The organism is Streptomyces sp. NPDC002870 (assembly GCF_042888505.1).
Classification (GTDB): Bacteria; Actinomycetota; Actinomycetes; order Streptomycetales; family Streptomycetaceae; genus Streptomyces.
This window is the reverse complement of record NZ_JBIAPW010000017.1, coordinates 21,049-45,204: the sequence shown is the minus strand read 5'-3', so window position 1 is coordinate 45,204 and position 24,156 is coordinate 21,049. Positions and strand designations below refer to the sequence as shown.

Sequence of the window (24,156 nt, the reverse complement as noted above, 5' to 3'; positions counted from 1 at the left end):
CCCAGACCTCAATCGCCTCACCTCATTCGCCGGAAGGGCTCAAGATGAGCCCTTCCGGCGAATGAGGTGAGGGTCCGCCGCGCCCGGGGTTGGTCAATTAACCCGATTTTGTCCAAGTCGCACGTATCGTCGGGCCATGCCCACGCCATACGGATCCCGCGGAGGCATGGCCTTCAGCGCCGACGAGCTGCGTGTGCTCCGACGCGCCCTCGCCATGGCCCTCCATCCTGTCCCTCTCGCCGACGACGACGTCCAGGAGACACTGCGGCTGGCCGACTCCGTGGACGAGGCGGTACGCGAGGCCGGCCGACTGCGCACGTTCCTCCTCGCCGACCTCGTCCGCTACCGCGAAGCGCTCCCCGGCTCCGCCGCGGGCTATCTGGAGCTCCTCCAGGACGCCCTGGCCTCCGGCTACCACCCACACCCCGAGGACCTGGCCGCGCTGCGCACGCTGCGCTCCACCCCTGTCGGCGCGGCCGTGCTGCACCGCTGCCAGACGCTTGCGGAGCAGTCCGTGCGCGCCCGGCTGGCCGGCCGCTCGGTGGAGGCCGGGGCCACCGCCCCGGCCCCCCGCACCCGGCTCCTCGCGCTCGTCGGCGGCCGCGCTGCCAACGATCCCAAGCCGCAGCAGAAGCCCCAGCAGAAGCCCCAGCAGAAACCGCAGCCCAAGCCGCCCGCGCCGGGCGAGAAGCCGGTGCCGAAGCCGTCCGAGGTCTTCCCGCCGCGCCGCCGGCCCGTGCCCCCGCCCGAACAGCTCGCTGCCGGATAGCTACTCTGTGAGCCATGGACTACGTATCCGCGCTCCTGCCCCCCGTGGTGATGGCCATCTTCTTCACCGCTCTGGTCGTGACGATCGTCAAGAGTCAGGGCGGCCCGAACAAGGCCAAGGAGGACGCGATCGTGGACGCCGCAGTGGCTCGCGCGCAGGCCGCCAAGCAGGCCGGCCGCGACGACTGACCCTGTCGCACACCGAGGACGTACGGCCGATTTTCAGTCGTACGTCCTTTTTGTTCCGTCAATAACCGGCCATTCCGGCGTCTCCCACTATGGTGGTTATGTGCCCCGCCAATTGGGAGAGCTGGAAGACGCCGTCATGACACGCGTCTGGCAATGGAACCGGCCGGTCACCGTCCGCGAAGTCCTCGAAGACCTTCAGCAGGAACGGTCCATCGCCTACACCACCGTCATGACCGTAATGGACAATCTCCATCAGAAGGGCTGGGTCCGCCGGGAAGTCGACGGCCGCGCCTATCGATATACGGCGGTCTCCACCCGGGCCGCGTACTCGGCCGCACTGATGAACGAGGCCTGGTCCAAGAGTGACAACCCGGCGGCCGCACTTGTCGCGTTCTTCGGCATGATGTCGCCCGAGCAGCGTGAAGCGCTCGCTGCCGCAGTCCGACTCGTTCAGGGTGACGTTCAGGGAGACGTTCAAGCCGCGGTTCGGGCCGAGGTTCCCGGCGAGGTTCCGGCCGACGAGGCCGCCGACGGCGGGACGTCCCCGGAGCGATAGCGTCGGGGCATGCCTTATGCCGCACCAAATGCCATCACCGTCAGACGGGCCAGGACCAGCGATGTGCCGTCTGTCCGCCGACTCGTCGACCCGTACGTGAGTGAAGGCATCCTGCTCGACAAAGCGACGGTCACTCTTTACGAAGCCATCCAGGAGTTCTGGGTCGCGGAACGCGACGAGGACGCCAGGGTGGTCGGCTGCGGCGCACTGCATGTGATGTGGGAAGACCTCGCCGAAGTGCGCACTCTCGCCGTCGATCCCGTCTTCAAGGGAACCGGCGTCGGCCATCAGGTGCTGGACAAGCTACTGCGGACGGCCCGCTGGCTCGGAGTGCAGAAGGTTTTCTGCCTCACCTTCGAAGTGGACTTCTTCAGCAAGCACGGCTTCGTGGAGATCGGTACGACACCGGTTGACGGAGATGTCTACAGCGAGCTGCTCCGTTCCTATGACGAGGGCGTCGCGGAGTTCCTCGGGCTCGAACGAGTGAAGCCGAACACCTTGGGCAACAGCCGGATGCTTCTGCACCTGTGATCACCGCTTGAGACGGATCCCTATGTCCGAATCGCGCACGTTTCCCGTGTTCTCGAGGATCTGAACCTCTGCCAAGGGTTTGTGTTTTTCGGGGAAAAGCGGTTTCCTTTCCGCGTACTGCATTTTCGATGAAAGGAAATCCGGTGGCACAGAAGGTTCAGGTCCTTCTTGTCGATGACCTCGACGGTGGCGAGGCGGACGAGACCGTGACGTTCGCTCTGGATGGCAAGACCTACGAGATCGACCTCACCACCGCCAATGCGGACAAGCTCCGTGGTCTGCTCGAGCCGTACGCCAAGAGCGGCCGGCGTACCGGCGGCCGTGCCGCGTCCGGCCGTGGCAAGGGCCGTGCGGCTGCGGGCGGCAACAAGGACACCGCCGAAATCCGCGCCTGGGCCAAGGCGAACGGCTTCGAGGTCAACGACCGCGGCCGAGTCCCGGCAACGGTCCGCGAGGCTTACGAGAAGGCCAACGGCTGAGTATTCGCACGCGGCGTATTCGTACGCAGCAATCGGGCCCGGTGGCACTCAGTCGCCACCGTGTCCACAAGTCGTACGAGATCGGGGCCGATTCCCTCACCGTCTGCGGCACTGCGTCCGAAAGGGGCCAGGGCCGGCAGCGTCGGCTCCACCTCGCGCCCCGGCACGGGGGGTCGCACCCACACGGCGGCCCCCCGCGAGCCAGGGCAACCCGATCCAGGGCATCCAGGAGGTGGCGGCGCGGTCATCAGGCCGCCCGTGCCGATGGCGGTCAGATCGAGAGCGATCCCGCCCCACTCCAGCCACTCGAGCAGCCCAGGCAGCTCGTCGGCACTTCCCGCTGCCACCAGGAGCCGCATTCTGTGCCCCATGAGGGCCACGGGCCCGGCGGTCCTCGTCCGGCGCAGCACGGCGGCGCCCGCGTCGGCGGGCAGCTCCAGCACATCGAAGCGCAGCCCGGTCAGCAGCCGCACCGGCGACCCGTCGGCGGCGGCCCAGCCGAGCTCGTTCTCGTACCACCGCGCGACACCGCCGTCCGACGGCGTGCGGGGGAGTGGAACGGTGATGGCCATACTCCGGGAACTCCCGATCGGCCCCGCCAGTTACGCAGAGTGGGGGAGTGATTGCTTACCGTGTCCGAGTTTGGGGCGTGTGGGGGCATTCGGGGGCGCAAAGTTGTTCGCCCATAGCTGAGGGAACCGGTGCGCGCCGCATGGACTGTCAGTGATTGCGGGTAAGACATTCCTAGTGGGAAGGGGCGACACGCATGCCTGGCCGTCTCACGTTCGCCATCGGCGTAGTGATGGTGAGGGTAACTGCCTGGCCTGCGGGAACATCGTCTCGCACCATCGGGTTGGAGCAGGTGTCGGCGTTCAGCGGTCAGGAGGCCATGGACGGGTGTCGGCAGTTGGAATGAGCGGTCCCCGCTTGCGGGACTAAGCTGCGGAAGGACAGGGAGGGGATCGTCCCCAATCTTTCTGACCGCTCTGAGGAGCGATTAACGATGTTCGAGAGGTTCACCGACCGCGCGCGGCGGGTTGTCGTCCTGGCTCAGGAAGAAGCCCGGATGCTCAACCACAACTACATCGGCACCGAGCACATCCTCCTGGGCCTTATCCACGAGGGTGAGGGTGTCGCCGCTAAGGCCCTGGAGAGCCTCGGGATTTCGCTCGAGGCGGTCCGCCAGCAGGTGGAGGAGATCATCGGGCAGGGGCAGCAGGCCCCGTCCGGGCACATCCCCTTCACCCCTCGTGCCAAGAAGGTCCTGGAGCTCTCGCTCCGGGAGGCCCTCCAGCTCGGCCACAACTACATCGGCACCGAGCACATCCTGCTCGGCCTGATCCGCGAGGGCGAGGGCGTCGCAGCCCAGGTCCTCGTGAAGCTGGGCGCCGATCTCAACCGGGTGCGGCAGCAGGTCATCCAGCTGCTCTCCGGCTACCAGGGCAAGGAAGCCGCCACGGCAGGCGGCCCGGCCGAGGGCACGCCCTCGACCTCGCTCGTCCTGGACCAGTTCGGCCGGAATCTCACCCAGGCTGCTCGTGAGTCCAAGCTCGACCCGGTCATCGGGCGCGAGAAGGAGATCGAGCGGGTCATGCAGGTGCTGTCCCGGCGTACGAAGAACAACCCGGTTCTCATCGGCGAACCCGGCGTCGGCAAGACGGCGGTCGTCGAGGGCCTGGCGCAGGCCATCGTCAAGGGCGAGGTGCCCGAGACCCTCAAGGACAAGCACCTCTACACCCTGGACCTCGGCGCGCTGGTCGCCGGCTCCCGCTACCGCGGTGACTTCGAAGAGCGCCTGAAGAAGGTTCTCAAGGAGATCCGCACCCGCGGCGACATCATCCTGTTCATCGACGAGCTCCACACCCTGGTGGGTGCGGGCGCCGCCGAGGGCGCGATCGACGCGGCCTCGATCCTCAAGCCGATGCTGGCGCGGGGCGAGCTGCAGACCATCGGCGCCACGACGCTGGACGAGTACCGCAAGCACCTGGAGAAGGACGCAGCGCTGGAGCGCCGCTTCCAGCCCATCCAGGTCGCGGAGCCGTCGCTGCCGCACACCATCGAGATCCTCAAGGGCCTGCGGGACCGTTACGAGGCCCACCACCGCGTCTCCATCACGGACGAGGCGCTGGTCCAGGCCGCGACGCTGGCGGACAGGTACATCTCGGACCGCTTCCTGCCGGACAAGGCGATCGACCTGATCGACGAGGCCGGATCCCGGATGCGCATCCGCCGGATGACCGCGCCGCCGGACCTCCGCGAGTTCGACGAGAAGATCGCGGGCGTCCGCCGCGACAAGGAGTCGGCCATCGACTCCCAGGACTTCGAGAAGGCGGCCTCTCTCCGCGACAAGGAGAAGCAGCTGCTTGCCGCGAAGGCCAAGCGGGAGAAGGAATGGAAGGCCGGCGACATGGACGTCGTCGCCGAGGTCGACGGCGAGCTGATCGCCGAGGTCCTCGCCACGGCGACGGGCATTCCGGTCTTCAAGCTGACCGAGGAGGAGTCCTCGCGCCTGCTCCGTATGGAGGACGAGCTCCACAAGCGCGTCATCGGGCAGAAGGACGCCATCAAGGCGCTCTCGCAGGCCATTCGCCGTACGCGAGCGGGTCTGAAGGACCCGAAGCGCCCCGGCGGCTCGTTCATCTTCGCCGGCCCGTCCGGCGTCGGTAAGACCGAGCTCTCCAAGACGCTCGCCGAATTCCTCTTCGGCGACGAGGACGCGCTGATCGCCCTCGACATGTCGGAGTTCAGCGAGAAGCACACGGTTTCCCGTCTCTTCGGTTCCCCGCCCGGATACGTGGGTTACGAAGAGGGTGGCCAGCTCACCGAGAAGGTGCGCCGGAAGCCGTTCTCCGTCGTCCTCTTCGACGAGGTCGAGAAGGCCCACCCCGATATCTTCAATTCCCTTCTGCAGATCCTGGAGGACGGTCGGCTGACCGACTCCCAGGGCCGCGTCGTGGACTTCAAGAACACGGTCATCATCATGACGACCAACCTCGGGACCCGGGACATCTCGAAGGGCTTCAACCTGGGCTTCGCCGCGCAGGGCGACGTCAAGTCGAACTACGACCGGATGAAGAACAAGGTCAACGAAGAGCTGAAGCAGCACTTCCGGCCCGAGTTCCTCAACCGTGTCGACGACACGGTGGTCTTCCACCAGCTCACCGAGGAAGACATCATCCAGATCGTCGACCTCATGATCGCCAAGGTGGACGAGCGGCTGAAGGACCGTGACATGGGCCTGGAGCTCAGCCCCACGGCCAAGTCGCTCCTCGCCAAGAAGGGCTACGACCCCGTTCTGGGCGCCCGGCCGCTGCGCCGGACGATCCAGCGCGAGATCGAGGACATCCTGTCGGAGAAGATCCTCTTCGGCGAGCTGCGCCCCGGTCACATCGTGGTCGTGGACACCGAGGGCGAGGGTGAGGAGAAGAAGTTCACCTTCCGCGGCGAGGAGAAGTCGGCGCTGCCCGACGTCCCGCCGATCGAGCAGGCCGCCGGCGGAGCCGGTCCGAACCTGTCGAAGGACGCGTGACGCTCGCGCTGAGCTGAGCTGAGCGATTGAAGGGGCTGCCCCGGCCGTACGGAAACGTACGGACCGGGGCAGCCCCTTTTCGTGGTCGTCAGCGGTAGCCGATGATCTGTCGCTTCGGAAGGCCGGAGACATTGAGCTTCAACCCGGCCACAGCCCGCAGCGGCCTCAGATTCAGCTTTTCCCCCTCCAACGAGGGGTACGAGATGTAGACGGAGCGCAGCCGGGATATCCGGGCCATGGCCCCCACATCGGCGGCGGAAACCCGTACGGCATCCAGGTCGACCACCTCCAGCGCTTCGAGCTCCGGGAGGAAGGCGAGGCTCTCCACGGCGGGGCAGCGCCTGATGGCCACCTGCCTGAGCTGTGAATCGCAGCAGCGCAGGAAGCTCAGGTCGGTGAGGAGCTTGTTGTCCGCGATGCCGATGGTCTCGATGCTGTGGCCGTCGAGGCGGGACTCGAGTTCGGCGGTACTGATGTCGCCCGTGATGTCGAGGTGCCGAGCGTGAGACAGCACGGGGAGCTGTGCCAGCTGTTCGCGGTTGGTGATCTGCAGGGGCACGTCCGTCAGGTCGACGCGAGCCAGGACTTCGCGGGCGAACGTCTCGACCGGGTAGTTGGCCCAATTGCGCGCCAGTGAGAAGGCCAAGCGGTTGGAGCCGTCGGCCCTTTCCGCGAAACGCCGGGCGTAGGGAACGGCGTCGACGCCGCCGATCTCGTTGATCAGATCGACCACATGCTTCTTGTTCCATGTGTCCCGGTGGTCGGGGCCAGGCAGAAGCGGCAGCACATACGGCCCCAGCCGGGCCAGCAGGTGCAGCTCGGTGGCATTGCGGGGCGGGAGGGAGGACGTGATCCCCGACCGCACGCGCTTGAGAGTTGTCGCGTCCAGCCACGCCGCGTGCTGTGCGCACAACGCCGCCAGTACGTACAAGGCGGTACGCCTGCCTTCCCGCTTCCCCATCGAGGAGCCGGCGGCCATCAATCCATTGACCAGCAGGGGCAGTTCGCGACGGGAGCAGTGGCCCGCGGACAGCAGCAGGACGTCCTGCCACTGCTGCTCATGGGCGTGCTGCAGCGCCTCCTTGAGCTGGTCGCCCTCGACGAACTCCTTGGCCGCCAGGAAGTCCTGGAAGGTGCGGTGGGCGAACTGGAAGCTGTCGTCGCCGCGTTCCTGGAGGAGACCGCTGCGGTTGAGCAGATGATTCAGTACATCCTCGGGGGTGCCCTGCTCCTGTACCCGTGGCATCCCCGGCAGGGCGCGGTTCAGTTGGTGCAGGGCCTGTTCCCGGGTGAATTCGGCCTGGCCGCCCCGCACCAGCCACACCGCGATCCGCTGGAGCAGCTGCAGATGCTCCTCCACAGTCATGGAGATGCCTTCGGGCGCGTCGATCTTGCGGCGCTTGTCGCGGTTGCCGAGGAGCATCTGGAGCGCGGACTGGTAGAGCGCCCACCGGGTCTCCGGCAGGAAGCCCTGGCGCAGCCGGTGCAGGGCGCAGATGACCGCGCAGAGCAGCGGCGTACGGGCGAGATCGCTGAGCGCGCGATTCTGCTCGAACTGCTGGGTCAGGTCCCGTTCCAGGTCGTCCAGGTTCTCGCCGTCGTCGCCGTCCAGGCGGGCTGCCCTGTGCCAGGCGGCGACGAAGGAATGGATGTCCGAGCCCGTCATGGGCAGCAGACTGAGCTCCTCGAAGTGCTCCGACTTCAGCCAGTCAGGCTCGACCGCGAGCGGCCGTACGGTCACCACGCACCGGGTGCCGGGGAAGCGGGCGAGCAGCCCGGACAGCCACGCATGGGCCTCTTCCCGGTCGCTCTTCGGCACCTCGTCGAGCCCGTCCAGCAGCAGCAGGGCGCGACCGGCCTTGAGCACCCGCCCCGCCCAGCCTTCTGGCGGGTCGTCCGTCATCAGCTGGGCCACCGAGTGGAGCTGGGAAGGGGTGGGGAAGGTGCCGCCGCGAGCACGCAGGGTGCGCAGGGGGACGACGAACGGCACCAGCCCGTTCAGCTGATCGAGCCGTGGACCGAGCGTCCCCGCCGAGGCGTGCGCGGCAAGCCACCACATCAGTGTCGTCTTGCCGGCGCCCGCCTCACCGCGCAGCAGGACGCGCGGGCGGTCGGCCAGCAGCTCGTCGATCCTCTTCGGTACGGAGGCCACGGCACCGCCCGCAGCGGGGATTTCGGGCACTTCGGGGGCTTGGGGCGGGCCGCCGGGCCCATTGTGACGCTCGCCCTCCCGGGGCTGGGCCTCCAGGCTCACATAGGCCGTGTCGAGGTCCCACTCGGAGTCCCGTTTGCGCAGCTCGTCGAGGCCGAAGATCCTCGTTCTGCGGTAGGCGGCGCCCACTGCCTCCGCAAATTCCCTCTCGAAGCGGAGGTCGTTGATCGCCGGGCTGCTGAGCTCCGTCAGGCGCGGCGGCGGGTGACCGGTCGACGCACCGTATGCCTCAAGGAATCCCTGGTTCATCGCGAGCGTCTGCAGCGCAAGGCACCCGACTCGCTGGTGGCCACGGCCGCGAGGGACCTCCTGGACGATGCCGAGAAGCCCGTCGTCGGCGAAGACCGGCGCACCGGAGAGCCCCGCGAGCGGCGACGTACCGTCAGCGAGCTCGCGCGCGGGAGGCCGGTCGAACTCGAAGACCATCGTGCGCCGGATGAGCCCGGCCATGGGGAGGATCGTCCCGGTGTACTGATCGAGGTCCAGCTTTCTGCCGTCGTCGTATCGCTGGATCCGAGGGAAGCCGATGATCTCGCAGTGCGGCAGTGGCCGGTCGGCGGCCACGGTGCTCATACGGGGCAGCTGTATGCGGGCTTGCGGCTTGCGCGTGGTGTGCAGCAACGCCGCGTCGAGGCCCTCGTCGGACCAGACCAGCCGGCAGACCAGTTCGCCTGCGCTGCCGGGGAAGGCCACCCGGGCGGTGTCGGCGGCGCCGACGACATGCGCGCACGTGAGCACGGTGCTGCGGCCGATCAGTACGCCGCTGCCCTGGCGTTCGGCCAGGACCGCGACGACACTCCGCGACGGCGTCATGGATGACGAGCGGGCCATCAGTCAGCGGGTCCGGCGCCGAAGTCGTCGGTGCTGCCGAGGTCTTCGTTGCCGACCTTCCAGGACTCGCCCGTGGCCGCGTTCCGAGGCTTGAGGGTGAAGGCGATCTTGTGGGTGTGGCCGGTGGTACGGGCGGCGTCCGCACCCGCCTCGACCACCCAGGCCTTCACCTTCGCACCGCCCTCGACCTCGTTGCGGAGTTCGATCGTGAACTCCATCTGGATGTCCCCGACTTCGAAGGCGACCGGCTGGCCGGTGGCCCGAGTGGCCGCGTCGAGTAACTGGTCGCGTACCGACTGAATGGCGTCGGCGAGCTCGATGTCCGTCATGGCCCGGACCGTACCTTCCGTACGGTCCGGGCGACCGGCGTTTCAGCAGAACCTCGGCTTCTGCCAGGAGCATTCGACGTCCGCCGCCGGATCCGAGCTGCGCGGAGTCCGCGGGGGTGCGGTGGCGATCGTGCCCCCGGCCGTGTCGGACCTGGCCAGTGTGACCACGATCGCGTCCTCGATGCTCTTCACCGAAGAGGCCAGGTAGTTGTTGAGCACGACGCTGAAGACGAGTTCGCGGCCGCCGGCGTCCGTGACGTATCCGGAGAGGGCCGAAGCGCCCGTCAACGAGCCGGTCTTGGCGCGGGCGTTGAGGGCCGCCGGGGTCCCGCACATCCGGGAGCGCAGGGTGCCGCCGATGGCGCGGTCCGGGTTGCAGGCCACCGGGAGGGACGCCGACCAGTCGGCGTACCAGGGGGCGTCCCGTACAGAGAGGAGCAGGGTGGCGAGCTGCTGGGCCGGGAAGAGGTTCATCCGGGCCAGGCCCGAGCCGTCGAACTGGCGAATGGTGGAGGTCTGCACGCCCTCCTGCTTCAGGTAGCCGGCGATCGCAGACAGGCCCGCGTCCCAGGTGCCGCGGCCGGCCGTCTCGTAGCCGATCGTCTTGGTGAGCGCCTCGGCGTGCATGTTGTTGGACAGCTTCATGAAGGGGAACATCAACTCCCGCAGCGGCATGGAGCTGTGCGAGGCGAGGAGCTTCGCGTCGGGCGGGGTGGGACGGCCGAGGCGGGGGCTGCCGGCGATGCGTACGCCATGGGCGGCGAGTGCGTCGGAGAAGACCGCGGCGGCGTAGCCGGTGGGTTCCCAGACGGTCACCCACTCCCTGGTGGCGCTCGCGCCGACCGGGATGTTCCCGCTGACGGTGATCGTGTTGGTGCCGTGCTGCCGCTCGACGGCGAGGGTGTCGGGCTGTCCGGCGGGGACGGTGGTGCCGCGGACGTCGACGCGTACGTAGTCGGTGGGCGGGGTGAGCTTCACGCGCGGCTTGTCGCCCGGTGCGGCGCCGGGGAGTGCCTCGACGACGACCGTGCCGGAGTCGTAGTCGGTGTCGGGCGCGACGGTGAGCGGGGAGATCTGCGCGGAGTAGTACGAGGACTCGTCGTCCGCGGCCCAGGAGCGGCCGAGGCGCTGGGTGTCGAAGCGGGTGTCGTCCGCGACGAGGCGGCCGGCGACGCGGGTGACGCCGGAGGCGGCCAGGTCGGCGGCGAGCCGGTCGTAGTCCTTGGCGAGCGTGGTCGGGTCGCCGCTGCCGCGCAGATAGAGGTCGCCGAGGAGGATGGAGCCGTGGCGGCCGCCGGTGGACAGGACGTCGGTGCGGTAGCGGTAGTCGGGGCCGAGCAGCGCCATCGCGGCGGCGGAGGTGGCGAGCTTGGTGTTGGAGGCGGGCATGAGGCGGTCGGCGCCGTCGCGCTGGTAGAGCCGCTCCCCGGTGGCGGCGTCGGCGATCACCACGCTTGCGGCTCCGCCGTCCATGCGGGCGTCGGCGAGGATTTTGTCGATGGCGCCCTTGAGGCCAGTGTCGGAGGGGCCGGCTCCGGCGGGCGCGCTCCAGGTGAGCGTGCAGGCGAGCCCGATGACGACGGGCAGGATCCAGCCGCGGCGGCGTCGCTTCGGGCGAATCACGGGACTACTCGTTGCACACACGGGTCTACTCATGGCACACGAGCATCCCGGACGAGAGTGTGCGCGGGAAGAACGCGTGGCCGTCCGGAGGGGGTCAGGAGGGGGTCAGGAGGGGTCCAGAACGGGTTCCGGAGGGGGTCTCGGAAGGGTCTCGGAGGGGTCTCGGAAGGGGCATGCGGAGGGGCGGTTCTCCGTCCAATCCGTGACAAGGCACACAGGGGTTTCGGGGCCTACTAGCCGCAGTAGTGGGCTGGATCGGCTCTGATGCGGGACCTCGGGCCAGGGCTGGCCGGGACCTTGGGTCCTCCGGTGTCCGATGGCGGGTGATCCGGGGCGGATGTCGTATTCGCACGGTTCGTACGCGGTCCGTACATGGGGTTAAACCTTTCCGCTTCGGAGGATTTCGCCCGATTTGCGATTGGGCTCCGAAGGGAGGACAGGGACCGTCAAGGGCTGGATTCCCCGCGCCGCGGCTACGACCCGATGTCGTAGTTGGGTGGTTTTGGGCATTGTGGGTGCCTGGGTTACCAAGGGATGGCCAAGCCCGGCGCCGAGGTGCCGGGTCCCTTAATGCCCCGGAGGTTCACTCCAATGTCGCAGCGCGCCACGACCCACCTTCCCCGCCCGTCCGCTCTCCGTACCCGCGCCGCCGTGGTGGCCGCCGGCCTGGGGGCGTCGATGGTGCTCGGAGCCGGGGCCGCGTTCGCCGCTGGGACCGGTGCGCCGGCGGCTGCCGGGTCCGCCACCGCGGTGGACGCCTCGAGCGCCGTCGCCGCGCAGGCCCTGGCGCAGTCCAAGGCCGCCGTCGCCGCGAAGACGGCAGCGGCCAATGCGGCAGCCGCGAAGGCCGCCGCCGCGAAGGCCGCTGCCGCCAAGGCCGCAGCCGCCAAGGCCGAGGCCGCGAAGTCCAAGGCCGCCAAGCCGAAGGCCGCGAAGAAGGCCGTGTCCTGGGTCAAGCCCGTCACCGGCTACACGCTGACCGCGAGCTTCAACCAGGGCGGCAACATGTGGTCGTCCAAGCACTCCGGCCAGGACTTCGCCGTTCCCGTCGGCACCCCGGTCAAGGCCGCCTTCAACGGTGTCGTCGTGAAGGCCGGCCCGAACGGCGGCGGCGACGGTCCCGCGTACGGCAACGCCGTCGTGATCAAGCACACCAATGGCAAGTTCTCGCAGTACGCCCACCTGTCGAAGGTCAACGTCACGGTCGGCAACAGCGTGAAGGCGGGCGAGACCATCGCCCGGTCCGGCAACACCGGCAACTCGTCCGGTCCGCACCTGCACTTCGAGATCCGTACGACCCCGAACTACGGCTCCGCGCTCAACCCGATGGCCTACCTGCGTTCGGCCGGCGTCACCATCTGACGCAGCGGAGCTGCGGTGCTGCGGCGCGTGTGCCTGCCGTGACCGTCAGCCTTTGACGTGGTGAGCCTGGCTCACCAGCTCGATGGCGACCTCGAGGACGGCCTGGCGCTTGTCCTCCGGGTCGGCCTCGATGTCCTTCAGTACGAACATTCCGGCGTGCATCGTGAAGAGCGCGCTGATGCAGCGGACCTGGTCGGCAAGGGCCGCCTCCGGTTCCTTGATGAGTTCGAGCATCACCATCATGCGGTCCTTGAAGGTCTCGCCGATGCTCAGATCGCGCATCGCGGCCTGGTTCTCCTGCATGAAGCGGAAGAACGGGGCCGCGTTGACGAGCGCCTCGCTGTAGCGACGCAGGATCTCCTGCTTGGTCTCCAGCGTGTGCGGCTGGGACTGCCCCCACTCGATCAGCTCGTCCATCGGCCTCGTCAGGTCCTGGAAGAGGCTGATCAGGATGTCTTCCTTGGTCTTGAAGTGGTAGTACAGCGCCGCCTTCGTGACATCGAGGGCCTCTGCGATCTCGCGCAGTGACGTCTTCTCGTAGCCCCGCTCGGCGAAGAGCTCCAGGGCAACGTCCTGAATGCGCTGGCGGGTGTTGCCTCTGGCCATGAGGGCTCTCCTGAGAACTTACTTGACGCCCGGCTAGTTGCGGGTCTACCTTCCCCAGTGTAGTCAACTAGCCGGGCGGCAAGTAAGTGCCAGGGGAGCGGGAACGATGGTTGATATAGCCAAAGGCGAGGCACAGCCGAGCGCTGACGCGCAGCCGCGCGCAGGGGCCCGGCCGGGCGCGGAGGGGCCGCCGGGCATCGAGGGGCCGCCGAGCGCCGGTGGCCGGGCGGGCGCCGCGAGGCAGCCGGGGGCCGAGGCGCAGCCGGGTTCCGAGCCTCAGCCCCGCAGCATGCGGGTAGTGATACTCGCGCTCATGATCGCCATGCTGCTGGCCATGCTCGACAACATGATCGTCGGCACCGCGATGCCGACCATCGTCGGCGAGCTGGGCGGCCTCGAGCATCTGTCCTGGGTGGTCACCGCGTACACCCTGGCCACCGCCGCCTCCACCCCGATCTGGGGCAAGCTCGGCGACATGTACGGCCGCAAGGGCGTCTTCCTCACCTCCATCGTGATCTTCCTGATCGGCTCGGTCCTCAGCGGCATGGCCCAGGACATGGGGCAGCTGATCGGCTTCCGCGCCGTCCAGGGCCTGGGCGCGGGCGGGCTGATGGTCGGCGTCATGGCGATCATCGGGGATCTCGTGCCGCCGCGGGAGCGCGGTAAGTACCAGGGGATGATGGCCGCCGTCATGGCCGTCGCCATGATCGGCGGACCACTGGTCGGCGGGACCATCACCGACCACCTCGGCTGGCGCTGGAGCTTCTACATCAACCTGCCGCTGGGCGCCGTCGCGCTCGCCATGGTCACCGCCGTGCTCCACCTGCCGAAGAAGGAGCGGACCAAGGCGCGCATCGACTATCTGGGCGCCGGGCTGCTGACCGTGGGCATCACCTCGATCGTGCTGGTCACCACCTGGGGCGGTACGGAGTACGCCTGGGACTCCGCCGTGATCATGGAGCTCATCGCGATCGGCGTGGCCGCGCTCACCGGCTTCCTGTTCGCCGAGACCAGGGCGGCCGAACCGATCATGCCGCTGCACATCTTCCGCAGCCTCAACTTCACGCTGATGTCGGTGATCGGCTTCATGGCCGGGTTCATGATGTTCGGCGCGGTGCTGTTCCTGCCGCTGTTCCAGCAGTCCGTCCAGGGCGCTTCTGCGACCAATTCCGGTCTGCTCCTGCTGCCGATGCTGATGGCGATGCTCGTCGTCTCGATGATCGCGGGCCGGGTCACCACCAGCACCGGCAAGTACCGGCTCTTCCCGATCATCGGCGGCGGGCTGATGGTGACGGGGCTGTTCCTGCTCGCGCAGATGGACACCGAGACCTCGCGGCTGACCTCCGGCATCTACATGGCGGTGCTCGGCGCGGGCATGGGCTTCCTGATGCAGATCACCATGCTGGTCGCGCAGAACAGCGTCGAGCAGAAGGACATGGGCGTCGCGTCCTCCGCAACCACTCTCTTCCGTACGCTCGGCGCCTCCTTCGGTGTCGCGATCATGGGCGCGCTGTTCACCGGCCGGGTCCAGGACGAGATGGCGGCACGCGGCGGGTCAACGGCCACCCAGCAGTCCGCGCAGCTGGACGCCGCGAGTCTGGCGAAGCTGCCGGACCCGGTCCGTGAGGCGTACGAGTTCGCTGTGGCGTCCGGAACGCATGCGGCCTTCCTGCTCGGCGCGGCGGTCGCGGTGATCGGCTTCGTGGCGGCCTTCTTCGTCAAGGAGGTGCCGCTGCGTGGGGCGGCACCGGTGCCGGACGCCCTGGCCGCCCCTGCTGCGGCCCCGGCCGCTCCGGCCGTGGACAGGGTGGCCGACCAGGTCTGACCAGGTCTGACCAGGTCTGACCTCGACAAACCCCCTGGCCGACGGCCCCCGGTGTGCACGCCGGGGGTCGTTGTCAGTGGTGCGTGTCAGCATCGGGTGTGTGGAAAGCAACACTGCGGCCCCGGCGCGCCTTGCCCATCTGCGGCAGCTGCGCCTCGCCAAGGACGCCATGGACCGCGACTGGGCCGAGCCGCTCGACCTGGACGCGGTGGCCGCCCATGCCGGGTATTCGCGCTACCACTTCGTACGCGCCTTCAAGGCGGTGTACGGGCAGACGCCCGGCCAGTATCTGTCGCGCAGGCGGATAGACCGGGCCGAGGAGCTGCTGCGCTCGGCGGATCTGTCCGTCACCGAGATCTGCACGCTGGTCGGCTTCAGCAGCCTGGGCACGTTCTCGACCCGGTTCAAGAAGCAGACCGGGCTGACCCCGAGCGAGTACCGCGCCAAGCATGTGGGGCGGGGAGCCGCGCTGATACCGGGGTGCTACGCCCTGCTGTGGGCGGGCGGCTTCCCCGGCAAGGAGAAGCCTGTTTCCGAGCAGCGCAATTCTGAAGAAGCCGGCTGACCGGGCCGCTGCCTACGGTGGCAGGGCAAGCGGGAACCACGCCGCACCGAGGAGCACCTGTGATCAAGGGTCTTGCCATTTCCACCGTCTGGGTCCTGGACCAGGACCGGGCGAAGGAGTTCTACACCGAGAGGCTCGGCCTGGAGGTCCGCACCGATATGACGATGGGCGAGGGCGGCATGCGCTGGCTGACGGTCGGCGCCAAGGACCAGCCCGATGTGGAGCTGACGCTCATGGTGCCCGGCCCGCCCGCGATGGACCCGGAATCCGCCGAGGCGATCAAGAAGCTCATAGCCAAGGGGGTCATGGGCGCCGGGGTGCTGACCACCGACGACGTCCACGGGGACTACGAGAAGCTCAAGGCACGCGGCGTGGAGTTCGTGCAGCCGCCGCAGGACCGTCCGTACGGCACGGAGGCGATCCTGCGCGACGACTCGGGCAACTGGTATTCCTTCACTCAGCGGCGCGGGGGCGGGCTCGACCTGGACAAGGACTGGTCCTGCTAGTTCTGGAGCGGGGCGCGTAGTCCTGGAGCGGGGTGCGCCCTAGTCCGGCAGCGGCATCATCGGGAAGCTGCCGGTGTTGGTCGGCGCGTGCTCGGGAAGCCAGAGCACCGCGATCGCGCCGCCCGACTCGCCCAGCGGCGTCGCCATCCCCTCCGGCGCGGCATTGCGGAACGTCAGCCGCGCGCCGAGGACCCGTGCCTGGCCCGCCGCGATCGTCAGGCCCAGGCCGTGGCCCGTCCCCGCACGGTCGCTGGCGCCCGTGCGGAAGCGGCTCGGGCCCTCCCGCAGCAGCGCCTCGGGGAAGCCGGGCCCGTGGTCGCGGACCCGCACCACGCGGCCCTCGACCGTGACCTCGACCGGCGGCTTGCCGTACTTGGCGGCGTTGGTCAGCAGATTGAACAGGATGCGTTCCAGCCGCCGTGGATCGGTGCTGACCCACGACTCGTGCACGACGCGGACGACCACATCGGGGTTCAGCAGTGTGATCCGGCGGCTGACGAACTCACCGAGCGAGATCTCCTGGAGCTCGGCCCGTTCCGACGCGCTGTCGAGTCTGGCCACCTCCAGGACGTCCTCGACCAGCGTCCGCATGGCCTGCGCCCGGTCCCGCACGAGCTCGGTGGGGCGGCCGGGCGGCAGCAGCTCCGCGGCCGTGAGCAGCCCGGTCACGGGGGTACGCAGCTCGTGCGCGATGTCCGCGGTGACCCGGCGCTCCGCCTCGATACGCTCGTTCAGGGCGTCGGTCAGCGCGTCCACGGCACGCGCCAGATCGTCAGTCTCGTCACGTACGACACCGCCTATCGCGTCCCTGACCCGTACCTCCGTATTGCCCTGCGCGACGTTGCCGGCGGCCGCGGCGGCCTTGCGCAGCCGACGGGAGAGCTGCCCGCCGATCAGCACGCCGAGCGCGCAGCCGCCGAAGACCACCGAGACCGAGCCGATGATCAGCGCCCGGTCGAGGTCCTTCATGACGGTGGCGCTGCGGCCTGCGAACTGAGTGTGCAGGGAGAGCACGTCGCCGTTGGACAGCGGTACGGCGGCCCATATGTCGGGCGTGCCGCCGTTGCCCTCGTCCACATAGGTGCCGCGTCGCTTCTCGCGCATCAGCTTCTGGAGCGACCTGGGCAGCGCGGGGTCATTGATCTTGGTGTTGAAGCGCGGGTCCTTGTTCTTGGACGTCTCGTACCAGCGCTGCGCGAGCAGCACCCGGTCCATCTGCACATCGCGGGCGTTGTCCAGCATCGAGACGCGGGCGGCGTTGTGCACGACAAGGCTCAGCGCCATCGCGATCAGCGCGCCGACGCCCGCGATGGCGATGCTGATCTTCCAGCGGACACCCGTGCGCAGTACGAGCCGCTTCATGCCTTGAGCTTGTAGCCGAAGCCGCGGACCGTTTCGATCCGGTCCTGTCCGATTTTGGTGCGCAGCCGCTGGACATGGACGTCCACGACGCGGGTGTCGCCGCCCCAGCCGTAGTCCCAGACCCGCTCGAGCAGCTTGTCGCGGGAGAGCACGGTCCCGGGCGTGGACGAGAACTCCAGCAGCAGCCGCATCTCGGTCGGCGTCAGCGACACCGGCGCACCCCCCTTGCGCACCTCCATGCCCTCAGTGTCGATCTCCAGATCGCCGAAGGCCAGCAGCGGCCCCTGCGGATCCTGACCCGACGGGGCCGCACCGCCGCCCGCCGCGCCGCCCGCGTGGCCGAAGCGGCGCAGCACCGCGCGGATGCGCGCGACCAGCACCGCGCCGTCGAACGGCTTGGTGACGTAGTCGTCGGCGCCGGCCTCCAGGCCGAGCACCACGTCGATCGAGTCGGCGCGCGCCGACAGCATGATCACGGGCACGGTCGACTCGTCCCGGATACGGCGGCACAGGCTCACGCCGTCCAGCCCCGGCACCATCACATCGAGCAGCGCGATGTCCGGCCGGTCGGCGCGGAAGGCATCCAGGCCCTGCAGCCCGTCGGGCACCGCGGTGACCACGAAGCCGTCCCGCTCCAGGGCGAGCTGGGTCGCCTCACGGATGACGTCGTCGTCCTCGACGAAAAGGACATGGGTGTCGGCCATCCCCGCTGCTCTCAGTTCTCGTTCGGTACGGGCGGCTCGGTGGCGACAACCTCGCCCTCTCCGACCGTTCTGCTGAATTCGTTGCGTACCCAGTACTGCTGGACGAACTTCCCGGCCAGCCAGTGGTACGTGGTCACTTCCTCGCCGGACGGCTCGGCGACCGGATCACCCTTGGCGTAGACCTGCTTGGTCACCACCAGGTCGCCCCGGTCGATCGCGGAGTACACCGCGGGCTCCTCGGCGGCGAACACATTCTCATACTTCTCGCCGGTCTCGCGGTACACGTACGTGCCCATGCCCACTGCGTCGCCGCACGTCAGCACATTGACGACGACATCGGGCGAGGTGCCGCCGGTGAGGTTTCCGTAGGAGGTGTCCACCGGGTAGGAGTCCCGGGCGCACGGCCTGAGGTCGGCCTTGACCCGCTCACTGACCTTCGGATCGCTCATGATCAGCTTCACCGCGCTGACGGGCTCGATCTTCTGCGCCCCGCCGGTGGGGGACATGTTGGGCGAGGGGGTGGTCTTGGCGACGGCGTCGGCGTGCGCCGCGCCTTCGTCCTTGACCCCGGTGCCGCCCGTGGAGCAGGCGACGGCGAACACGCCCATGGCGGCGAGCCCGGCCATCACCGCGCCGCTCGCCGCCAGGTTCCTGTTGCCGCCGTTGCCAGTCAGGCCGCGCACCGCTCCTGCCCCCGTCCGTCGCGCTCACCGTTACGCCGCACCTCGCCGCGCTCCAGGGCGCGGACGTCCAGGTCCCGGCTCTCCAGCTCCTGACGGAGCCGGGCCAGCGCCCGGTGCAGCGTGCTCTTCACCGTACCGGCAGACATGCCCAGCGCGGCGGCAGTCTCCTCGGTGCTCATCTGCTCCCAGTGTCGCAGCACCACGACGCTGCGCTGCTTGGGTGCGAGCACCTTCAGGATGTCCATCAACAGGGCGCGGTCCGCGCGCTGCTCACTGCCGTCGTCGACGCTCGCGTCGGGCAGCTGCTCGGTCGGAACCTCTTCCAGCTTGCGGGCCCGCCACCACTCCGTACGCGTATTGATCATCACGCGGCGGAGGTACGCGTCGGCCAGCGACTTGTCCGCTATGCCGTCCCAGCGACCGTAGGTGCGGACCAGAGCGGTCTGCAGCAGGTCCTGCGCGTCGATCGGGTCGGGGACGAGACGCCGGGCGCTGCGCAGCAGAGCCTCCTGCCGGTTGCGTACGTACTCTTCGAATTCGAGCACCTCGCCGTGCGCCATTCCAACCGCCTCCACCCCGTGAGTCCTGCGACAAGCACTGCCGTTCCCTTGCGTCACAAGAAGCTACGGAGGTGTTGTCACGGGCCTGTGCGGAGCAGCCGTCGGAGGGCGCACGGCCATCCATCGGTTGTGTAACAACAGATGTTTCAGGTCCGGTTCGAGTGGGAAACGGCCGCGGGCTCAACTGTGAGGGAGTCGGTAGAGGCCGTTCTCCAGTGGTTCCACGAGCCCGTCGGCGACCAGTCCGTCCAGCGCCCGGGCCCGCTGGACCGGCTCGTGCCAGACCGCGTCCAGCGCCGACTGCGGCACCGGCGCCACCGCCTCGCGCAGCACGGCGAGGAGCCTGCCGCGCACCTGCCGGTCCGTTCCCGCGTACGTCTGGCCGCGGCGCGCGGGACCTTCGTACGCGGGCTTCCCGGCCAGCCGCCACGCGCACCGCGCGGCGATCGGGCAGCGCGCGCAGTCCTCGTTCTTCGCCGTGCACACCAGCGCGCCCAGCTCCATGGAGGCCGCCGCCCAGCGGGCCGCGGTCGCCTCGTCGTCGGGCAGCAGCGCACGGGCCAGCTTGCGCTCGACGGCGGTCGTCGCGGTCGGCGGGTACTGGATGCCGGTCGCGGCGCGGGCCAGGACCCGGCGGACATTGGTGTCGAGGACGGCATGGCGCTGTCCGTACGCGAAGGAGGCCACCGCGGCCGCGGTGTACTCCCCGATGCCGGGCAGCGAGAGCAACTGCGCGTGGTCGCTCGGCACATCACCGCCGTGCCGCTCCGTTATTGCCTTCGCGGCGCCGTGCAGGCGCAGCGCACGCCGGGGATAGCCGAGCCGGCCCCAGGCGCGGACCGCCTCGCCGGGCGCCTCGGCCGCCAGATCGGCCGGGCGCGGCCAGCGTGCCAGCCACTGCTGGTACACCGGGAGCACCCGGCTGACGGGTGTCTGTTGCAGCATGAACTCGCTGACCATCACACCCCAGGCGCCGGCCTCCGGGCGGCGCCAGGGCAGATCGCGTGCGTGCTCGTCGAACCAGGCGATGACCGGCGTGTGGAGGGACGCCGCGTCGGCCGGGGCAGGGTCTGTGGTGGTGTCAGTCATGGCACTCTGATCCTGGCACGACAAGGGGAGCGGACGCTGCATACGCTCCGGGATAGCCTCCGGGCGCCGCCGAAGCCTCGGTCCCGGCCCTGTCCCGGCCCTACCCCGTCCCGGGCATCGGTCCTGGCCCCGCCCCGGTCCTGACCCCGCCCCGGCATCGGTTCTGACCCTGCCCCGGCATGACCCTGCCCCGGCATGGTTCTGACCCCGCCCCGCTCCGGCCCGGGCATCAGCCGCGGCCCCGGCCCGGTGAGCCGGAAGGCCACGCACGTGAATTCCCGCTGCGGGCCCGCGTCGTGGGGGCGAAGTCGGTGATGTCGCGGCAGAGGCCGCGGCGTGCGGCTGCTCCCCATGGTCACGGACCGTACCCAACAGGCCCGCACGGTCACCCATAGCGATCGGCGGCGGGTGGCATTGGGGAAAGTCGGGGCGGTTGCGGCGCCGACCGTGATGATGATCGCCAGAACTCGCGAAGTCGGGGGGCGGATGGGACGGGAGTTGGCCACGATCTCTCGTAGAGTTTGGGCCGTGGGATCTCTGCGCAATCCGATCGGGCCGCTCCCCTCCTCCATCTACTGGCGACGGAGGGCAGTCGCGGCGTCTTTGATCGCGCTGCTCGCGTTGCTGATCGTATGGGCCGTCAGTTCCGGTGGCGGCGGAGGCAACGGAGGCAGGGACGACGGCGGTGCCAACGGCTCCGATCCCGCGCCATCCATCACCCCGGGGCCCTCCCAGTCCGGACCCGCGATCAGCGAACAGCCGGGCGGGCGCGACGAGTCGGGCGAATCCGGCGACAGCGACGGCGGCGCCGACAGCGGCGGTACGGACGCGGGCGGCGACGGCGGCACGGGCGGTGACGGCGGCAAGAACGGCGACAACGGAGCGGGCGGCGCGGCCAATGGCGGAGCGGGCGGCCAGCAGGTCCCGGCCGGATCGACCCTCCCCGACTGCTCCCCGGGCGCACTGAAACTGACCCTGCGCAGCGTCAAAGTCTCGTACGAGCCGGGGGAGAAGCCCACGTTCCAGCTGGTCGCGTCCAACTCGTCGGCGACGGCCTGCAAAGCGGACTTCGGTCCGAAGGCGGCGGTGCTGACGGTCATCGACGACGATGACGACGAGGTGTGGTCCTCGAAGGACTGCCCGCGCACGGCCTCCGGTCTGCTGCTGAGGGTTCCGGCGGGCGAGACGATCACGCACACGGTGGAGTGGGACCGCAGGCAGAGCGCGCCGCAGTGCGCGACGCCGCCCGCGGGGGCGGTCGCTCCCGGTACGTATCTGGTGGAGGCGAAGTTCCCGGGGGTGACGGTGCTGCCGGCGTCGTTCCGTCTGGAGAAGGACTAGGACGTGTTTTAGGGCCCGTTTCTCAACTCGCCTTCTGGATCTTTGGGGGTGTCTAGGCCGGCTGTGTGGCCGGGGTCAACGGGCCTGTACGTGAACGGCGTTGTCCTGGGTGCGGTTGCCGGTTGCCGGTTGAGCCCGGAGGCCGCGCCCCGGGCCGTGTACTGCTCGGCGCTGTGTCGGTCCAGGCACTGGTGCCGGGTACGGCGGATCCGGCTGCGGGTGGCGGCACTTCAGCAGGGTGAGGGCCGGCGGGTCTGTCCGGTCTGCGGGGCGGGTATACCGAGGCCTGCGGCCCGGGCGGATGTTCATCACTGGCACACTTCCTGCGCCCACCCCCGGCGCCCTCGTCAGCGAACCCGACAGGGATGACGCGGGCACTGGCAAGACCGTGCTGGCTTTGGCTCTGCTCCTGGGCTTGGCCAGAGAGCGCACAGTGGGCGAGCCGATACCGCTGCGGCTGACCGCTGCCTCATGCCAGGCGGCGAGATCCGGGATTGGCTGCACAGCTACCTCACTGGTACGTACCACCTCAGCTCGCGTGACGTGGCGCTGCTCCTGACGGAGGAACTCGTTCTGCCCGTCATCTACGGTTTGGACGAGATGGACCTCGACACCGATCCCGGCTATACCTCCCGCGCCGCCGGCCTGCTTCATGCCGTCGAGCGCTTCGAGACAGGGGTACCCACTCCCCAGCCGTCCTGACCTGCCGTTACGCCGACTATCAGGCGCTGGTCGACACCGACGCCCAGCCGCAGCAGTTCCGGCAGCGGTGAAAGCGGCGTCGGACTTCAGTCCTTCGGCACGCTCGCATCGGGCGTGGTGGACCTGGGGCGGCGTTTGCGGGCGGTGGCGGAGCGAGGCGGCTGGGTGCGCATGTGGTCGCGTACGCGGGTCATGATGTCGCCGATGTGGTGCAGGTCTTCGCCGGAGAGCGGATCGAACAGCAGGCGGCGGGCGAGCTGGACGTGACCGGGCAGCACGCGACGGACCAGGGCCAAGCCGTCGTCGGTGAGGGTGACGGCGGTCGCGCGGTAATCGTCGGGGTCGGGGCCACGGGTGATCAGTCCGGCCTTCTCCAGCAGCCCGGCCTGGTAGGTCAGGCCGCTGCGGCTGTAGACGACGCCGTCCGCCAGCTGGGTCATGGTCAACGGGCCGGGGGCGTCGGCTAGACGGGCCAGTAGCTCGAACTGGACGTAACTGATGCCACCCTCGGCGCGCAGCTGCTGTTCGAGCTGGTACTGGAGCAGGCTGACGGCCTCCAGCAGCACGAAGTAGGTGTTCAGCTGCGCGGGGTCCAGCGGCTTGACGCCGGCGTCAGGGCGGATCTCGGACATCCGTCCAGAGTATGTGCTGCGAATTCAAAGCACGATGACCGGTCATGCGTGACGGGCGTCACACCGGTGCTGGGTATTGCTACGGATTCGAAGCAAGTTATGGTCATCATGCTTCGAGTTCGAAGCACAATGACGAAGGAGTGATCATGAAGGCAGTGCGTTACCACGCCTACGGCGACAGCGGCGTCCTGGTCTACGAGGACGCCGGCCGTCCGGCGGCAGGCAAGGGTCACGTGGTGGTGCGGGTGGCCGGCACCGCGTTCAGTCCCGTGGACGCCACGATCCGCGCGGGTTTCCTGCGCGAGGTGTTCCCGCTGGCCTTCCCGCACATCCCGGGCTTCGACGTCGCCGGGGTGATCGCGGAGGTCGGCGAGGGGGTCAGCGGATGGAAGGCCGGAGATGCGGTGGTGGCGTTCCTGCCGATGAATGGGCCTGGAGCGTCCGCCGAGTACGCCGTCGCGCCAGCCGAGGCGCTGGCCTTTGCACCGAGGAGCGTCGATCTGGTCGACGCCGCGGCGCTGCCGTCGACCGGCCTGACCGCGTGGCAGTCGCTGTTCGAGCATGCCCGCCTGAAGGCCGGGCAGAGCCTCTTGGTCAACGGCGCGGGTGGGGCTGTCGGTGGCTACGCGGTCCAGCTGGCCCGGCAGACCGGTGCCACCGTCACCGCCACCGCCAGTGCGCGCAGCATCGACCGCGTGCGCTCCTACGGCGCCGACCGGATCATCGACCACACCGCCACCCCGCTGCCGCAGGCGGTGGCCGGACAGCGGTTCGACGCGGTGCTGAACCTCGTGCCCACCAGCCCCGAGGAGACCGCGGCCCTGGTGGACCTGGTCGCCGACGGCGGAGCGTTCGTCAGCACCACCACCCCCGGTCCGGAGGACGCCGGTCGCGGCGTGCGCACGGTGCGGGTCTTCGTCCGCAGTGACGCCACCCACCTCGCCGAGCTGGTCAGCAGGGTGGACGCCGGTGATCTGGAGATCGACGTCGTTCAGCGGCGCCCGCTGGCCGACCTGGCCGCCGTCCACGACGACGCCGCCGCCGGACGGCTGCCCGGTAAGACCGTCCTGATCCCCTGACCCACACGCCATCGGTCCCGGCCAGCGCCGGGCCGTGTGCACCGAAGCCGACCCAGCAGCTGCGTCAGTGGCCGCGCTGACACCACCTAGGAG

The 24,156-nt window shown here is 69.1% G+C and carries 24 protein-coding genes; 13 read left to right on the top strand and 11 right to left on the bottom strand.

Annotated elements, in window-relative coordinates:
• Positions 1-166: 166 nt before the first annotated feature.
• The 5 genes from ACFYWY_RS21570 to ACFYWY_RS21550 all read left to right on the top strand — a co-directional run bounded on the left by ACFYWY_RS21570 (position 167) and on the right by ACFYWY_RS21550 (position 2,523).
• The gene (locus ACFYWY_RS21570; protein ID WP_389189238.1) at positions 167-769 is read left to right on the top strand and encodes a hypothetical protein; all 603 of its coding nucleotides are present in this window, start codon (positions 167-169) and stop codon (positions 767-769) included.
• Between the two features lie 14 nt (positions 770-783).
• Complete coding sequence (locus tag ACFYWY_RS21565) at positions 784-957, top strand: hypothetical protein (RefSeq protein ID WP_389188950.1); 174 nt, start codon at positions 784-786, stop codon at positions 955-957.
• Between the two features lie 100 nt (positions 958-1,057).
• Complete coding sequence (locus ACFYWY_RS21560) at positions 1,058-1,513, top strand: BlaI/MecI/CopY family transcriptional regulator (protein ID WP_389188947.1); 456 nt, start codon at positions 1,058-1,060, stop codon at positions 1,511-1,513.
• A gap of 9 nt (positions 1,514-1,522) precedes the next feature.
• Positions 1,523-2,044: an amino-acid N-acetyltransferase gene (locus ACFYWY_RS21555; RefSeq protein ID WP_389188944.1), complete on the top strand. Its 522-nt coding sequence runs from the start codon at positions 1,523-1,525 to the stop codon at positions 2,042-2,044.
• 143 nt (positions 2,045-2,187) lie between these two features.
• Complete coding sequence (locus ACFYWY_RS21550) at positions 2,188-2,523, top strand: Lsr2 family protein (protein ID WP_307661879.1); 336 nt, start codon at positions 2,188-2,190, stop codon at positions 2,521-2,523.
• Here the strand turns inward: ACFYWY_RS21550 and ACFYWY_RS21545 are convergent.
• A complete protein-coding gene (locus tag ACFYWY_RS21545; RefSeq protein ID WP_389188941.1) occupies positions 2,502-3,095 on the bottom strand; it encodes an SCO3374 family protein in 594 nt (197 codons plus the stop codon). The genes ACFYWY_RS21550 and ACFYWY_RS21545 overlap by 22 nt on opposite strands.
• Before the next feature lie 431 nt (positions 3,096-3,526).
• Here ACFYWY_RS21545 and ACFYWY_RS21540 point away from each other — a divergent pair, with 431 nt between their 5' ends.
• Complete coding sequence (locus tag ACFYWY_RS21540; RefSeq protein WP_356227214.1) at positions 3,527-6,052, top strand: ATP-dependent Clp protease ATP-binding subunit; 2,526 nt, start codon at positions 3,527-3,529, stop codon at positions 6,050-6,052.
• Between the two features lie 88 nt (positions 6,053-6,140).
• Here ACFYWY_RS21540 and ACFYWY_RS21535 read toward each other — a convergent pair whose 3' ends face one another.
• From ACFYWY_RS21535 to dacB, 3 genes are read right to left on the bottom strand one after another with little or no spacing between them, the layout of a single operon-like run.
• Positions 6,141-9,077: an NACHT domain-containing protein gene (locus tag ACFYWY_RS21535; protein ID WP_389188936.1), complete on the bottom strand. Its 2,937-nt coding sequence runs from the start codon at positions 9,075-9,077 to the stop codon at positions 6,141-6,143.
• A 17-nt stretch (positions 9,078-9,094) separates the two neighbouring features.
• Complete coding sequence (locus ACFYWY_RS21530) at positions 9,095-9,424, bottom strand: trypco2 family protein (RefSeq protein WP_389188933.1); 330 nt, start codon at positions 9,422-9,424, stop codon at positions 9,095-9,097.
• 42 nt (positions 9,425-9,466) lie between these two features.
• Positions 9,467-11,080 (bottom strand): D-alanyl-D-alanine carboxypeptidase/D-alanyl-D-alanine-endopeptidase, encoded by a 1,614-nt coding sequence (dacB, locus tag ACFYWY_RS21525; RefSeq protein WP_389188929.1) that lies wholly within the window; start codon positions 11,078-11,080, stop codon positions 9,467-9,469.
• 558 nt (positions 11,081-11,638) lie between these two features.
• Between dacB and ACFYWY_RS21520 the strand changes: the two genes are divergently transcribed.
• Positions 11,639-12,409 carry a M23 family metallopeptidase gene (locus tag ACFYWY_RS21520; protein WP_389188926.1) on the top strand — a complete coding sequence of 257 codons (771 nt, stop codon included), beginning with the start codon at positions 11,639-11,641 and terminating at the stop codon, positions 12,407-12,409.
• A gap of 45 nt (positions 12,410-12,454) precedes the next feature.
• On the opposite strand, the gene ACFYWY_RS21515 is transcribed toward ACFYWY_RS21520, so the two are convergent.
• Entirely contained in the window at positions 12,455-13,015 is a 561-nt protein-coding gene (locus tag ACFYWY_RS21515; RefSeq protein ID WP_389188923.1) for a TetR/AcrR family transcriptional regulator, read from the bottom strand.
• Positions 13,016-13,304: 289 nt separating this feature from the next.
• On the opposite strand from ACFYWY_RS21515, the gene ACFYWY_RS21510 reads away from it, so the two are divergent.
• From ACFYWY_RS21510 to ACFYWY_RS21500, 3 genes are all read left to right on the top strand, one after another.
• A complete protein-coding gene (locus ACFYWY_RS21510; protein ID WP_389189235.1) occupies positions 13,305-14,840 on the top strand; it encodes an MDR family MFS transporter in 1,536 nt (511 codons plus the stop codon).
• A gap of 169 nt (positions 14,841-15,009) precedes the next feature.
• On the top strand, positions 15,010-15,405 hold the full coding sequence (locus ACFYWY_RS21505) for a helix-turn-helix transcriptional regulator (protein WP_389189232.1): 396 nt from the start codon (positions 15,010-15,012) through the stop codon (positions 15,403-15,405).
• Positions 15,406-15,464: 59 nt separating this feature from the next.
• On the top strand, positions 15,465-15,911 hold the full coding sequence (locus ACFYWY_RS21500; protein WP_389188920.1) for a VOC family protein: 447 nt from the start codon (positions 15,465-15,467) through the stop codon (positions 15,909-15,911).
• Positions 15,912-15,950: 39 nt separating this feature from the next.
• On the opposite strand, the gene cseC is transcribed toward ACFYWY_RS21500, so the two are convergent.
• From cseC to ACFYWY_RS21475, 5 genes are all read right to left on the bottom strand, one after another.
• Positions 15,951-17,273, bottom strand: a complete 1,323-nt coding sequence (cseC, locus tag ACFYWY_RS21495) for a two-component system sensor histidine kinase CseC (RefSeq protein ID WP_389188917.1) — start codon at positions 17,271-17,273, stop codon at positions 15,951-15,953.
• Positions 17,270-17,977 (bottom strand): two-component system response regulator CseB, encoded by a 708-nt coding sequence (cseB, locus tag ACFYWY_RS21490; RefSeq protein WP_389188914.1) that lies wholly within the window; start codon positions 17,975-17,977, stop codon positions 17,270-17,272. The genes cseC and cseB overlap by 4 nt, the downstream gene beginning before the upstream one ends.
• 11 nt (positions 17,978-17,988) lie before the next feature.
• Entirely contained in the window at positions 17,989-18,660 is a 672-nt protein-coding gene (locus tag ACFYWY_RS21485; RefSeq protein ID WP_389188912.1) for a hypothetical protein, read from the bottom strand.
• A complete protein-coding gene (locus tag ACFYWY_RS21480; RefSeq protein ID WP_389189229.1) occupies positions 18,648-19,220 on the bottom strand; it encodes a SigE family RNA polymerase sigma factor in 573 nt (190 codons plus the stop codon). Before ACFYWY_RS21480 ends, ACFYWY_RS21485 begins: the two co-directional genes overlap by 13 nt.
• A 180-nt stretch (positions 19,221-19,400) precedes the next feature.
• Positions 19,401-20,309, bottom strand: coding sequence for an A/G-specific adenine glycosylase (locus tag ACFYWY_RS21475; RefSeq protein ID WP_389188910.1), 909 nt, complete (start codon positions 20,307-20,309; stop codon positions 19,401-19,403).
• A 528-nt stretch (positions 20,310-20,837) separates the two neighbouring features.
• Between ACFYWY_RS21475 and ACFYWY_RS21470 the strand changes: the two genes are divergently transcribed.
• Both ACFYWY_RS21470 and ACFYWY_RS21465 read left to right on the top strand, forming a co-directional pair.
• The gene (locus tag ACFYWY_RS21470; RefSeq protein WP_389188908.1) at positions 20,838-21,650 is read left to right on the top strand and encodes a hypothetical protein; all 813 of its coding nucleotides are present in this window, start codon (positions 20,838-20,840) and stop codon (positions 21,648-21,650) included.
• 471 nt (positions 21,651-22,121) lie between these two features.
• On the top strand, positions 22,122-22,352 hold the full coding sequence (locus ACFYWY_RS21465; RefSeq protein ID WP_389188905.1) for a hypothetical protein: 231 nt from the start codon (positions 22,122-22,124) through the stop codon (positions 22,350-22,352).
• An 86-nt stretch (positions 22,353-22,438) separates the two neighbouring features.
• On the opposite strand, the gene ACFYWY_RS21460 is transcribed toward ACFYWY_RS21465, so the two are convergent.
• The gene (locus ACFYWY_RS21460) at positions 22,439-22,984 is read right to left on the bottom strand and encodes a MarR family winged helix-turn-helix transcriptional regulator (protein WP_389188902.1); all 546 of its coding nucleotides are present in this window, start codon (positions 22,982-22,984) and stop codon (positions 22,439-22,441) included.
• A 146-nt stretch (positions 22,985-23,130) separates the two neighbouring features.
• Between ACFYWY_RS21460 and ACFYWY_RS21455 the strand changes: the two genes are divergently transcribed.
• Positions 23,131-24,063, top strand: a complete 933-nt coding sequence (locus ACFYWY_RS21455; RefSeq protein ID WP_389188899.1) for an NADP-dependent oxidoreductase — start codon at positions 23,131-23,133, stop codon at positions 24,061-24,063.
• The last annotated feature ends 93 nt before the right edge of the window (positions 24,064-24,156 follow it).